Below are 13,147 nucleotides of genomic sequence, written 5' to 3' on the forward strand. Positions count from 1 at the left end.
AGGGATCACTGCGGGAAGTGACGCTCCATGAAGTCGTTGCGGAACTTGCCCTCCGGATCGAACCCGGCCATCAGCTTCTCGAAGTCGGCGTACCGCCCGTAGAGCGCGCGCAGTGTGCCGGGCGAGGTCGTGAACACCTTGCCCCAGTGCGGTCGCGCCCCGAACGGCGCCAGTGCCTCTTCGATCGCGCCGAGGACCGGCGTCACGGCAGCGGTGTCCTGGACCCAGGTGAAGTGGAAGGCCACCGAGTCGCGGCCGTTCGCGGGGCTGAGCCACAGCTCGTCGCGGGCCACGGTGCGGATCTCGCAGATCTGCAGGAGCGGGGCGATCCGTTCACGGATCCGGTTCAGGGCCTCGAACGCCGCCGGGGCGTCCCGCCGGGCCACGAAGTACTCCGACTGCAGCTCGTCCCCGTTGCTGGGGGTGAATTCCAGCCGGAAATGCGGCAGCCGCTGGTGCCAGGCGCCGGGGACGCCCTCCTGCCGGGTGCAGTTCCGGGCGGGCATGCCCTGGATCGGGTGGCGGGGACCGTCCGCGAGACGGGCACCGAGCCACTCGGCCGGCGCCTGCCGTACGCCTTCGGAGTCCACCCGCCGCTTGAGCCAGACCTGGCCCACGGGGCCGCCCCGCCAGTCGGTGAAGAGGCTGACGCTGTACGCGGCGGACATCACCTCGTCGAAACCGTCCGTGTCGCCGAGCCGTGACACCGGCAGGTCCTCGTACACCCACTGCTGTACGTCGAAGGCGGGCACCAGGTCCAGGGTCAGCCGGGTGACGACTCCCAGGGCACCCAGCGCGACCACGGCCCCGGGGAAGTCCGCGTCGCCACGCCTCAGCTCCACGGTCCGGCCGTCGGCCGTGACCATCTCCACGGCCCGGACCGCCCCGGCGAGGGAGCTGTTGCCCACGCCCGAGCCGTGCGTTCCGGTGGCGCAGGCCCCGGCCACCGAGATGTGCGGCAACGACCCCAGGTTGTGCAGGGCGTAGCCGTTCTCGTGGAGCACGCCGGCGAACTCCCCGAAACGCATTCCCGCGCTCACGGTCACCGCCGACGCCTCGCGGTCGATCTCGACGACGCGGGGCAGCTCCGCCACCGAGACGAGTTCGCCGGTCGTGTCCGCGACGGTGTTGAAGGAGTGCCGGGTGCCGAGCGCCCGGATCGTCGTCCCTGCCGCCACGATCTCCTGAAGTTCCGCCTCCGAGCGGGGGGTGCGCAAGCGCCGCGCCCCGAAGGTGATGTTTCCGGCCCAGTTCTTCTCCGCGGGAGTCACCGCTCGCCCTCTTTCACGTCAGACGGCGCTCGCCGCCGTACGCTGCATTCTCCCAGATGCGGTGGAGGGGGCACGACTATGTGACATGTCCGCGCATAATCCCAGTGCGGAACCTCCCAAATGCCAACAGCCGACCACAGACCTCTCCATCCAGCGCGGATCGGGACGAGATTCGGGCCGTCGTTGATGTCTGAACTTCACGAGAACTCCAGCGAAATGGCACGTGTGTGGATATCGTGCACCGAGCGAGGGCGCATCCGTCAGTCCATGGGATCGGCGGATGCGTCCCGTTTGTGGAGATGCAACTGTGACTGGGGGGTTCATGGGGCATGTCGAGCTACCCGAATCCGAGATACCGGGATCCGTGGGACTGGCGGGGGCGCCACGACCGCGGAACGCGTCAACCAGGCCTCCGAGCAAGGAACTTGAACAGCTCTGGAGTGCCCCGACCGTACAGCGCGAACGTTCTGACCAGGCACGGCGACCGAGGAGGGGGCCGGGCCGCCACCTGCCGCTCGTCGTCGGCGCCGATCTGCTGGGGCTCGGGGTCCCGGCCTGGCTGGTACTGCGGGCGGACGGGCAGCCGCAGGCCCATCTCGCCGCCGGTGCCGCCTCGTTGGTGTGGTGCGGTGTCAGGGCGGCTCGCCGCCGCTACGCTGCTCGGCGCCCGGGGGATCACGGAGGTGCGCTGACCGCGCCCGGGGACTGGCTGCTGTTCGTCGGGCTGCTGGCCGTACTCGGCACGGTGTCCGCCGAGCCTGTCAGGCCGGTGACCGCGGTCCTGGCACTCCTGCCCGGCCTGCTGGTGACCGTCGCCGTGTCGGTGGGCAGCCGGCTCCCCTGGCCCGGAACACGGCGGCGCGCGAAGCATCGCGTACTGGTGGTCGGCGAGGCTCCGGAGGTGGACCGGGCGGTGCGGCTGCTCGGATCCCGAACGGACCACGCTTACACCGTGGTTGCCGCCATACCCGTCGGGAAGGCGGCACTGGCCGGCGAGACCCCGGTGCCGGGACACCTCGCACCGGCACCGGCCGACGACGACGTGTCGACGGTCCTGGGCGGAGCCTTCGCCCACGACGCCGACCTGGCGCTGGTCATACCCGGGCCGCAGTTGTCCGAGGAGCGGCTGCGGCAGCTGTCCTGGGGGCTGCACGACGGCGGGCTGCCGCTGTCCGTGCTGTCCGGCCTCTCCGGGATCACGGCGGGCAGGGTAAGGCCGGCCTCCGCGGCCGGGCTCACCCTGCTGCACATCGCGCCCCCGCTGCGCCGGGGGCCGCAGATGATCCTCAAGGGCGCGGTCGACCGCACCGGTGCGGTGCTCGGACTCGCGCTGCTGGCACCGCTGTTGGCCCTGATCGCAGCGGCGATAAGGCTCACCTCCGACGGCCCGGTGTTCCACCGGCAGACCCGACAGGGACAGCACAACCTGCCGTTCACCATGTGGAAGTTCCGCACCATGGTGGAAGACGCCGAGGCCCACAAGGCGCAGCTCGCCACGGACAACGAGACCGACGGTCCGATGTTCAAGATCCGTCGTGATCCTCGGGTGACACGGGTCGGCCGGGTGCTGCGCCGGACCTCGCTCGACGAGCTGCCGCAGCTGCTCAATGTGGCCCGGGGCGACATGTCCCTGGTGGGTCCGCGTCCGCCTCTTCCGGAAGAGGTGTCCCGCTACGACGAGCGCGAGCTCCGACGGCTCGCGGTACGGCCCGGACTGACCGGGCTCTGGCAGGTCAGCGGGCGTTCCGACCTGTCCTGGCAGGAGACCGTCTCGCTCGACCTGTGGTACGTCGACAACTGGTCGGTCGCCACCGACCTGGGACTCATGGCCCGTACGCTGCGCGCCGTCACCGACGGCCGCGGGGCGTACTGAGAGCGGCGGGAATCGGATGCGGGAGATGAACCTCGGCCGGCCGTCCGCGGCCGGCCGGGCGGGCCGCCGTCGCTGCGCGGCGCCCCGCCCGGCCCGACGGAGGACCAGGTCTGCGCCGTCAGCCCTGGGCACCCTGGTGATCCAGCCACCAGGCGTAGGTCCGGGCGATGCCGTCACGCAGCGGAACCTGCGGTTTGAAGCCGAGAGAGGAGAGCCGGGAGATGTCGAGCAGCTTGCGCGGGGTGCCGTCGGGCTTCGTCGCGTCCCATGCGACGCGACCTTGATACTCCGTCACGTCCTGCACGGTGGCGGCGAGTTCACGGATGGTCAGGTCGTCACCGCAGCCGATGTTGACGGGGTCGTCGCCGTCGTAGCGTTCCAGCAGCAGGAGGCACGCGGCGGCCAGGTCGTCGACGTGGAGGAATTCGCGCCGGGGGCTGCCGGAGCCCCAGAGGGTGACCTCGGGTGCGCCGGCCGTGCGGGCTTCGTGGAAGCGCCGGATCAGGGCGGGCAGGACGTGCGAGCTCTCGAGGTCGAAGTTGTCGCCGGGCCCGTAGAGATTGGTGGGCATGGCGCTGATGTAGGAGGCGCCGTACTGCCGTCGGTACGACTGGGTCTGGACGATGCCGGCGATCTTGGCCAGTGCATACGCCTCGTTGGTCGGCTCCAGCGCTCCGGTGAGCAGGGCGGACTCGGGGATCGGCTGCGGGGCGCGCTTGGGGTAGATGCAGGACGAGCCGAGGAAGAGCAGCCGCTCGACCCCGGCGGCATGGGCGCCGGCGATCACGCTCAGCTGGATACGCAGGTTGTCCTCGATGAACTGCACCGGGTAGGTGCTGTTGGCCATGATGCCGCCGACCTTGGCGGCAGCCAGGACGACGGCGTCCGGGCGGACATCGCGGAGGAACGCCTCGGTCGGTGCGGCGTCGCGCAGATCGAGCCGGTCACGGCCGCGGGTGATCACCTCGTGGCCTTCGGCGGTGAGGCGGCGCGCCACTGCCGAGCCGACGAGACCCCGGTGGCCCGCGACGAATATGCGGGAGCCGGGTCGTAGGAGGGGGCGGACGGATTCCTGGGGAGGGCCGGGGAGATCAGTCGTCATGGTTCGGATTGTGCCAGCAACCGTACGTCGCGGTGACGTCTTGCCGCAGATCAGTCACATCCCGATATTTCGGTGCACCAACAGCCTCACAGGCGACCACAGAAGGGGGGAGTCGTGGCAAAGACCGCGCTCATCACCGGCGTGACAGGACAGGACGGCTCGTACCTGGCCGAGCTGCTGCTCGACAAGGGGTACACGGTCCATGGCCTGATACGCCGCTCGTCGAGCTTCAACACCGAGCGGATAGACCACATCTACCAGGGACCGGAGGAGGAGGACCGCACCTTCTTCCTGCATCACGCCGATCTCGCCGACGGGGTCGCGCTGGTGAACCTGCTGCGCGACATACAGCCCGACGAGGTCTACAACCTGGGTGCGCAGTCGCACGTCCGGGTCTCCTTCGACGCGCCGCTGTACACCGGTGACGTCACCGGGCTCGGCACCATCCGTCTCCTCGAGGCCGTCCGGGCCAGCGGCATCGAAACCCGCGTCTATCAGGCGTCGTCGTCCGAGATGTTCGGTGCCACCCCGCCGCCGCAGAACGAGCGGACCCCGTTCCATCCACGCAGCCCGTACAGCGTCGCCAAGGTCTACTCGTACTGGGCAACGGTCAACTACCGCGAGGCGTACGGCATGTTCGCGGTCAACGGGATCCTCTTCAACCACGAGTCCCCGCGCCGCGGCGAGACCTTCGTGACCCGCAAGATCACCCGCGGCGTCGCCCGGATCAAGGCCGGACTGCAGCACCACCTCCACCTGGGGAACCTCGACGCGGTACGCGACTGGGGTTACGCCCCCGAGTACGTCGACGCGATGTGGCGGATGCTCCAGTGCGACGAACCGGACGACTACGTGGTGGCCACCGGCGAGGGGGTCAGCGTCCGGCAGTTCCTGGAGTACGCCTTCGAGCATGCGGGGCTGGACTGGCGTGAGCATGTCCGCTACGACGCGAAGTACGAGCGCCCCAGCGAGGTCGACGCCCTGATCGGCGACGCCACCAAGGCGGAGGAACTCCTCGGCTGGAAGCCCGTCGTGAAGTCGCAGGAACTGGCCAGGATCATGGTCGAGGCGGACATCAGGCAGCTCGCCGACCAGCTCACCGGAGCAGCCGTGCGGGTGGACCGATGACGGCCCCAAGACGTCTCAGACGCAGCCGCAGTGGCGTGTTCGCCGCCGCCCTCGCACTCGCCGCAGGTGTACTCACCGCCACCGCGGCCACCGCTCCCCCGGCCGCGGCTCTCACCGCGCCGGTCGGATTCACCGCGGACAACCTGACGACCTATCAGACCAACGGAATCGTCTGGGCGCTCGCCGAGGCGAACGGGGTGGTCTACGCGGGCGGCACCTTCACGGGCGTCCGGCCGGCCGGTACCCCGGCGGGCAGCAGCACGACGCCCGCCGTCAACTTCGCCGCCTTCAACGCGGCCACCGGCGCACCCACCGGATGTTCGCTCTCCTTCACCCGTAGCAGCGGAACCGCCACCGTCCGGGCCTTCGCCCTCTCCCCCGACAGGTCCACGCTCTACGCGGGCGGCTACTTCAACGCGGTCAACGGGACGAGCGCCAATGGTCTGGTGGCCATCAACACCGCCAACTGCACCCTTCGTTCGGGGTTCGCGCCGAGCTTCGGGGCGACCGTGCGGGCACTCGACGTGGCCGCCGACGGCACGGTCTACGCCGGCGGCGACTTCCAGACGGTGGGCGGCCAGGCCCGGCACTTCTTCGGCGCCGTCACCGCGACCGGTGCCGTGACCGCATGGAATCCGGACGCCGACGACCCCGGCCGGACACTCAAGGTGACCCCGGACGGCCGGAACGTCCTGATCGGCGGGGACTTCTTCACCGTCGGCGGCGCCGACTCGCACGCGCTCGCCGTGACCGACTCCGCCTCGGGCGCGCTGACCCGTGCCTACACCGGAAACTTCATTCCCTCGACCGCGGTCATCAAGGACATCGTGACCGACACGGCCTCGGACGGCTGGTACGTGGCGGGCGAGGGAGCCGGCGGCGCCTCGTTCGACGGACGGCTCGCGATGGCGCTGGGCACGTTCGACCAGCGCTGGCGGGACACCTGCCAGGGGGCGACGCAGGCGCTGCGCGTCTACCAGGGGGTGCTGTACGCGGGCAGCCATGTCCACGACTGCTCCACCATGGGCGGCTTCCCCAACCAGGTCCGCAAGCACCTCACCGCGCAGTCCGTGGACAACCCGGCCATGCTCGGCTGGCTCCCGGACACCAACGACGGCATCGGTGAGCCGGTCGGGCCGCGCGCCCTGACCGTGGCATCCCGCGACGGACGCGACTTCCTCTGGGTGGGCGGCGAGTTCACCACGGTCAACGGCGTCGCCCAGCAGTCACTGACCCGGTTCGCCAACACGCCCGACACTGGCGCACCCTCCGTACCGGCCGCCAGTGCGTCCGCTCCCCGGACGGGCGAGGTCAAGGTCAGCTGGCGGTCCAGCCTGGATCTGGACGACAGCCGGCTCACCTACCGGGTCTACCGCGACGGCGGCTCCACGCCCGTGTACACGACACAGGGATCCTCGCTGTTCTTCAGCCGTCCGCAGCTGACCTTCACGGACACCGATGTGGTGGCCGGCCGGACGTACTCGTACCGGATCACGGCGAGCGACGGGACCAACACCAGCGCCCTGTCGGCAGCCGTCTCCGTCACCGCCGCCACCTCGGCGAGACCGTACCCGGAGCGGGTGCTCGCGGACGGCGCCGATCTGTACTGGCGCTACGACGAGGCGGGCGGGGCCTTCGCCGCTGACGCCTCGGCCGGCGACGACGGCGGGGTGTACATGAACACGCCCACCTACCGCGCTGCTCCGTCCGCGGTCGCCGGTTCGACGGCGCTGTCGCTGAACGGTACGGACGAGTACGTGTACAGCGACCGGCTGCACCACTACACCTCGCCCACCCCCTACTCCATCGAGACCTGGTTCCGGACGAACACCACGAGCGGCGGTCGGATCGTCGGCTTCGGCAACAACATCGGCACCGACCAGGGTCACACCAGCAGCATCTCCGACAAGCTCCTCTACATGACCGATGACGGGCGCCTCGCCTTCGGCGTCCAGGTCGGCAGCACCAGCAGCCGCCCGACTCTCACCACGTCGGACTCGTACAACGACAACGTCTGGCACCATGCGGTCGCCACGCAGGGTCCGTCCGGTATGCGGCTCTACGTCGACGGGGTGGCCGTCGGTTCCAACACAACGGCCGGCAACCGCTCGTACAACGGCTACTGGCGGGTGGGCGGCGACGCCATGACGACCGGCTGGCCCAACCGCCCCACCAGCACGTACTTCGCCGGCCAGGTCGACGAGACCGCGATCTACCCGTCGGCGCTGACGGCCGCGCAGGTAGCCGCGCACCACGATCTCGCGGACGCGCCGCCCGGCCCCGGTGACACCACGACCACCGTCACTCTCGCCCCGGACGACGACGCGTACGTCAACAGCGTCGCCGCGAACACGAACTACAACGACAACCAGCTCGCCTCGCGCGGCACCACGGCGTATCTGAGCTATCTGCGCTTCACCGTGCCCGCGGCCCCGGCCGGACAGGTCCTCAAGAGCGCGCGCCTGGCGTTCCGTACCTCCTCCGATTCGACGGCGGGCTCAACCGACAGTCACACCGTGGTGCCCGTCACCGGCACCTGGACCGAGTCGGCGGTCACCTACAACACCCGGCCGTCGCTCTCCTCGACCGTGCTGGGGACCATCACCGGCGCAACCTCGGTCTCCACCGACTACTCGGTGGGACTGAACGCGTCGGCACTGGGCGGGGCCCTGGGCTCCGTCTACTCACTCGCTGTGGCCAGCAACGGGACGGACAGTCTCCGTATCTGGTCGAGCGAGGTATCAACCGCGGCCTACCGGCCGCAGCTCGTTCTCACCTTCGGAGCTGAATGATGAACGGAAGTACGGGGCGCAGACCCGTGGGACGTGGCCGGGTGCGTGCCGCGGCCGCCGCGCTCTGCCTGCTCGCCGGAGCTCTGGCCGCGACCGCGGCCGGGGCCTCCCCGGTGGCGGCTCTCACGCCACCGGTCTCTCTCACCGCGGACGATCTCTCCACCTGGCAGACGAACGGCATCGTCTGGTCGATGGCGGCGACGGACGGGGTCGTGTACGCCGGCGGCACCTTCTCCACCATCCGTCCGCCCGACGCGGCGGCGGGAACGTCCGAACAGCCCGCAGTCAACTTCGCCGCGTTCAACGCCTCGACGGGCGCGCCGACCGGCTGCAGTCTGTCGTTCACCCTCTCCTCCGGAACGGCGACCGTTCGCGCGCTCGCGCTCTCCCCCGACAACAAGACGCTGTACGCGGGTGGGCAGTTCGGTTCGGTGAACGGTGTCGGCGTCAGCAACATCGCCGCGATCGACACGGCGACCTGCACGCCCCGCCAGGATTTCAAGGTCTCCGTCTCCGCGACCGTGCGCGCGCTGTCGGTCACCGAGGACACCGTCTATCTGGGCGGTGACTTCAACACGGTGGCCGGCCAGACCCGGAACAAGTTCGCCGCTGTCACCACCGGTGCCCAGCTGAAGCCGTGGACTGCCAACACGGACGAGGTGGGCCGGGCCGTCCAGGTGACGCCCGACGGGCAGCACGTGCTGATCGGCGGTGACTTCTTCACCGTCAACGGCACCACCTCGCATGCCCTCGCGGTCGTGGACTCCACCACGGGTGCGGTCGCCAAGAGCTACCCGGGGTTCATCCCCGACACCTCGACGGTGCAGGACCTCACCACCGACGCCACCGGCTTCTACACAGCCAACGAAGGCACCGGGGGCGGCGTCTTCGACGGCCGGATCGCGCTGAACCTGAGCAACTTCGAGCAGCGGTGGCGCGACACCTGCCTGGGCGCCACCCAGGCGGTGCTCGTCCATGACGGGGTGCTGTACAGCGGCAGCCACGCCCATGACTGCTCCAGCATGGGCGAGTTCCCCGATCAGCCGCGCAAGCATCTCCTGGCGCAGTCGGTGGACGACCCGAAGCTGCTCCCCTGGTTCCCGGACACCAACGACGGTATCGGGGAGCCCGTCGGACCGCGTGTGATGGCCCAGACCGACGCGGGAGGACACCACTACCTCTGGGTCGGTGGCGAGTTCACCACGGTCAACGGCGCCGCCCAGCAGGGCCTGACCCGGTTCGCCGACGGCCCGGACACCGGTGCGCCGTGGGTGCCCAACGTCAGTGTCTCCACGGTCGCGGCGGGCAAGGTCGAGGTCAACTGGCAGACCAGCTTCGACACCGACGACGGTGAACTCACCTACCGGATCTACAAGGACGGTGCGAGCACCCCCGTGTACACGACCACGGGCAGCTCGGTGTTCTGGGACCGGCCGCAGCTGAGGTGGACCGACACCGACGTCGCTCCGGGCGAGACGCACACCTACCGGATCAGTGCGAGCGACGGCACCAACACGAGTGCCAAGTCCCCCGCCCAGACCGCCACCGTGGCCTCCGCCGCCGAGAGCTACCCGGCCAGGGTGCTCGCCGACGGCGCGTCGCTCTACTGGCGCTACGACGAGGGCACGTCGACGTTCGCCGCCGACACCGGGGCCGGTCTGGACAGCGGCTTCCTGCGCAACACCCCGTCCTACCGGCAGACTCCGGCCGCGGTCTCCGGGCCGTCGACCGCGATCGGCTTCAACGGCACCACTCAGTACGCGTACAGCAACCAGCGGCACGCGCAGCCGACCAAGTTCTCGGTGGAGACCTGGATCAAGACGACCACCACCAAGGGAGGGAAGATCATCGGCTTCGGCAACCTGACCATGCAGAACAGCAACCAGTACGACAAGCATGTGTACATGCTCAACGACGGCCGGCTGACCTTCGGCGTCTACAGCGGCGGCACCCGGACCATCACCACCTCCGGGTCCTACAACAACGGTGCCTGGCACCATGTCGTCGCCACGCAGGGCAGCGCCGGCATGGCGCTGTACGTGGACGGGCAACTGCGCGCGTCCAACCTTCTGTACACGACGAACGAGAGCTACAACGGTTACTGGCGGGTCGGCGGGGACAACCTGGCCAGCTGGCCGAACCGTCCGACGAGCGACTTCTTCGCAGGGCAGATCGACGAGACCGCCGTCTACCCGACAGCGCTCAGCAGCTCCACGATCAGCGCCCACTACGCCCTGAGGACAGGTGGATGAGGAATCCGTTCCTGGCCGGCGCCGCCGTCGTTCTCCTGACGGCGGCGCTGGCCGCCTGCGGCTCGTCCTCCGACGGGGACCACCGGGAGGCAGGCGGCACGAACCCGTCGGCCGCCGGATCCCCCGCCGGGGGGCCGGCGGCCGTACCGGACGCCGCCGCGTCCGCCGGCCCGTCGGCGAAGAAGACGAGCGAGCCACCGAAACTGCCCACCGACGAACTGACCCCGGCCACGGGCTCGTTCACCAAGAAGCAGAAGGAGTACCTGGTCGACCGGGTCCCCAAGGGCATGGACCCGGCAGCGGTGCTCCAGACAGGTCAGGAGACCTGCGACAAGCTGTCGTATCTGGTCAAGGTCGACAAGGACACCGCCGTCGCGGCGGTCGTCACCGGCGAGGTCGCCGGTGCGAAGCCCGCCGTCGCCCACCTGTGCACCGAGCACCGGGACCTGGTGGCACGGGCCGCGCTGGGCTACGCCGACGGCACGTACAAGAACCCGAAGATCCGGCCGGGCCGCTACTACGCCGTCACTCCCACCAAGAGCTGCACCTGGCAGGTCACCGGGGCAGGCGGAAAGAACCTGGCATCGGGGATCTCCGGCACCGGCAAGCGGGTGACGATCACCGTCGCGAAGACGGCCCGCGCCTTCACCTCCACAGGCTGCTACGCCTGGCTGCCCGAAGGAGACAAGGGATGAGCAAACTGCCGATAGCCGTGGCGATCCCCACGAAGAACGAGGGCCTCAACATCGCCGAAGCGGTGAAATCGGTGCTCGGCCACTTCGAGGCGGTCGTCGTCGTCGACTCGCACAGCACCGACGACACGGCGAAGATCGCCGAGAGCTGCGGCGCCGAGGTGGTCACCTACACCTGGGACGGGGGCCATCCGCGGAAGAAGCAGTGGTGCCTGGAGAATGTCCGCACGGACCTGGACTGGATCCTGCTGCTCGACGGCGACGAGCGGCTCAGCCCCGGTCTCCTCGCCGAACTGCGGCAGATCTTCGCGGACCCGGACACGCCGAAGCCCGCGGCGTACGACATCCCGCTGGGCTACTGGTTCTCGGGCCGGCGGCTGCGTCATGGGTACACCATCCGCAAGCGGTCCCTGACCGACCGCACCCGGTGCCACTATCCGGAAGTCGGGGATCTCGCGGCGCCCGGCATCGGCGAGGTGGAGGGGCACTACCAGCCGGTCGCGGCGACCTCGGGCACGCTCCGCAATCCGATCGAGCACCAGGACCTCGACCCGGTGACGGCTTGGTTCGAGCGGCACAACCGCTACTCGGACTGGGAGGCGTGGCTGGAACACCACCCGGACGTCAAGGAGCAGGTCCGAAAGGTGAAGTCGCGCCAGGGGCAGCTGTTCCACAAGGCACCGTTCAAACCGCTGGTGTCCTTCGCGTACATGTACGTCTACCGGCGGGGCTTCCTCGACGGGCGGGCAGGCCTCGACTTCGCGCTGGCGATGAGTTTCTACCGGTGGCAGATCGCCCTCAAGTCCCGTGAGGGCAAGACGGGGTGAGCCGCGCGCACCGCGTGCGGTGTCAGCGGGCGACAGCCTTCCGGCGGACCACGTCCTCGTAGGTCCGCCGGAGGGTCTGCGTCACGACCTCGATGGTGAAGTGCTCATTGACCAGCTGCCAGGCGGCCTGTCCCGCCTCCTCGTTCGCCGCGGGCTCCAGGAGCTCGAGGATCGCCTGCGCGACCTTCTGCGCGTTGGCCTCGTCCTCGCCGACCCGGCTGTCGATCACCCGGCCCGCCCCCGCCTCCGCGACATCGGGCCCGAGACCACAGGTACGGGTGATGACCACGGGCGTACCGACCGACATCGCCTCGAGCACCGAGACCCCCAGGGGTTCCTCGATCGACGGCAGCACGTACACGTCGGCGCCGCGGCCGGCGGCGAGGACCTCTTCGTGATCCAGTGGTCCCACATGGTCCAGTGCGTCCAGCACCCCGAGTTGCGCCGCCAGTTCGAGGGTGCCGGGCAGCGCCCCGGTGTCGGGTCCTGCCAGCACGAACCGGGCGTCCGGATACTTCGCCAGGACGGCCGGGATCGCGGCGACGAAGTCCTGCGGGCGCTTGCGTTCCTGGATCCGGGCCAGGAAGAGCACCGTGGGCGGCCGCCCGGGGTCCCGGGGCGGCTTGTGCTCCTGCGGACGTACGCCGTTGACCAGCCGCACGGTACGGGTGAGCGGCACCGGGGCGGCTACGGCGTTCACATCGCGGCGCTCCGTCTCGGTCAGGTGCAGCACCGCGTCCGCGCCACGCAGGACCCTCCGCACGCCGAGCAGGTCGGTCAGTTGCGCGACGCGCTTCTCGGTCGGGTCCACCATGCCGTGCGTCTGGACGACCAACGGCCGGCCCAGGGCCAGCGCCAGCAGCGCGGCGGGCAGGGTGACCAGATCTCGCATCAGATGCACATGGACCAGATCGGCGCCGCGCATCATCCGCCGGGCGGCGAGCAGCAGCGTGCCCGAGGTGATGCCGCTGACCTCGAACATCGGCAGCAGGTGCCGGGCCTGGAAGAGGTGGGCGGGCACGCCCTCGACCTCGCGCGGCAGCTCGCCGTCGAAACCGTCGCCGAGCGCCATGATCCGCGCGTCGTCTCCGTGGGCGCGCTGGACCTTCGACAGATTGAGCGCCACCCGGGTCGGACCACCGAACGCGTGGTCCGGAGTGTGCAATGTGACGACGTGCAGAATCTTCACCAGGGTTCCCCTCGACCTCGG

9 protein-coding genes are annotated in these 13,147 nt (G+C 69.8%); 6 read left to right on the plus strand and 3 right to left on the minus strand.

Features of this window, described 5'->3' with window-relative positions; all coding sequences use genetic code 11:
- Positions 1-5 precede the first annotated feature (5 nt).
- Entirely contained in the window at positions 6-1,271 is a 1,266-nt protein-coding gene (locus ACFVXE_RS30030) for an FAD-binding protein (protein WP_389675878.1), read from the minus strand.
- A gap of 364 nt (positions 1,272-1,635) precedes the next feature.
- Between ACFVXE_RS30030 and ACFVXE_RS30035 the strand changes: the two genes are divergently transcribed.
- Positions 1,636-3,144, plus strand: a complete 1,509-nt coding sequence (locus ACFVXE_RS30035; protein ID WP_389675880.1) for an exopolysaccharide biosynthesis polyprenyl glycosylphosphotransferase — start codon at positions 1,636-1,638, stop codon at positions 3,142-3,144.
- Positions 3,145-3,262: 118 nt separating this feature from the next.
- Here ACFVXE_RS30035 and ACFVXE_RS30040 read toward each other — a convergent pair whose 3' ends face one another.
- Entirely contained in the window at positions 3,263-4,246 is a 984-nt protein-coding gene (locus tag ACFVXE_RS30040; protein ID WP_389675882.1) for a GDP-L-fucose synthase family protein, read from the minus strand.
- A 114-nt stretch (positions 4,247-4,360) separates the two neighbouring features.
- Between ACFVXE_RS30040 and gmd the strand changes: the two genes are divergently transcribed.
- From gmd to ACFVXE_RS30065, 5 genes are read left to right on the plus strand one after another with little or no spacing between them, the layout of a single operon-like run.
- The gene (gene gmd, locus ACFVXE_RS30045) at positions 4,361-5,374 is read left to right on the plus strand and encodes a GDP-mannose 4,6-dehydratase (RefSeq protein WP_389675884.1); all 1,014 of its coding nucleotides are present in this window, start codon (positions 4,361-4,363) and stop codon (positions 5,372-5,374) included.
- Positions 5,371-8,166 (plus strand): LamG-like jellyroll fold domain-containing protein, encoded by a 2,796-nt coding sequence (locus tag ACFVXE_RS30050; RefSeq protein ID WP_389675886.1) that lies wholly within the window; start codon positions 5,371-5,373, stop codon positions 8,164-8,166. Before gmd ends, ACFVXE_RS30050 begins: the two co-directional genes overlap by 4 nt.
- Entirely contained in the window at positions 8,166-10,418 is a 2,253-nt protein-coding gene (locus ACFVXE_RS30055) for a LamG-like jellyroll fold domain-containing protein (RefSeq protein ID WP_389675887.1), read from the plus strand. Before ACFVXE_RS30050 ends, ACFVXE_RS30055 begins: the two co-directional genes overlap by 1 nt.
- The gene (locus ACFVXE_RS30060; RefSeq protein ID WP_389675888.1) at positions 10,415-11,113 is read left to right on the plus strand and encodes a hypothetical protein; all 699 of its coding nucleotides are present in this window, start codon (positions 10,415-10,417) and stop codon (positions 11,111-11,113) included. The genes ACFVXE_RS30055 and ACFVXE_RS30060 overlap by 4 nt, the downstream gene beginning before the upstream one ends.
- Positions 11,110-11,937 (plus strand): glycosyltransferase family 2 protein, encoded by an 828-nt coding sequence (locus ACFVXE_RS30065; protein WP_389675890.1) that lies wholly within the window; start codon positions 11,110-11,112, stop codon positions 11,935-11,937. The genes ACFVXE_RS30060 and ACFVXE_RS30065 overlap by 4 nt, the downstream gene beginning before the upstream one ends.
- Before the next feature lie 22 nt (positions 11,938-11,959).
- Here ACFVXE_RS30065 and ACFVXE_RS30070 read toward each other — a convergent pair whose 3' ends face one another.
- Positions 11,960-13,126 carry a glycosyltransferase gene (locus ACFVXE_RS30070; RefSeq protein ID WP_389675892.1) on the minus strand — a complete coding sequence of 389 codons (1,167 nt, stop codon included), beginning with the start codon at positions 13,124-13,126 and terminating at the stop codon, positions 11,960-11,962.
- Positions 13,127-13,147 lie beyond the last annotated feature (21 nt).

Origin of the sequence: Streptomyces sp. NPDC058231 (genome assembly GCF_042882275.1) — a bacterium.
Classification (GTDB): Bacteria; Actinomycetota; Actinomycetes; order Streptomycetales; family Streptomycetaceae; genus Streptomyces.

Bases quoted from the DNA above. Each gene is read 5' to 3' on its own strand.
- ACFVXE_RS30040 (WP_389675882.1), bottom strand. From the start codon at position 4,246: ATGACGACTGATCTCCCCGGCCCTCCCCAGGAATCCGTCCGCCCCCTC.
- ACFVXE_RS30050 (WP_389675886.1), top strand. From the start codon at position 5,371: ATGACGGCCCCAAGACGTCTCAGACGCAGCCGCAGTGGCGTGTTCGCC.
- ACFVXE_RS30055 (WP_389675887.1), top strand. From the start codon at position 8,166: ATGAACGGAAGTACGGGGCGCAGACCCGTGGGACGTGGCCGGGTGCGT.
- ACFVXE_RS30060 (WP_389675888.1), top strand. From the start codon at position 10,415: ATGAGGAATCCGTTCCTGGCCGGCGCCGCCGTCGTTCTCCTGACGGCG.
- ACFVXE_RS30065 (WP_389675890.1), top strand. From the start codon at position 11,110: ATGAGCAAACTGCCGATAGCCGTGGCGATCCCCACGAAGAACGAGGGC.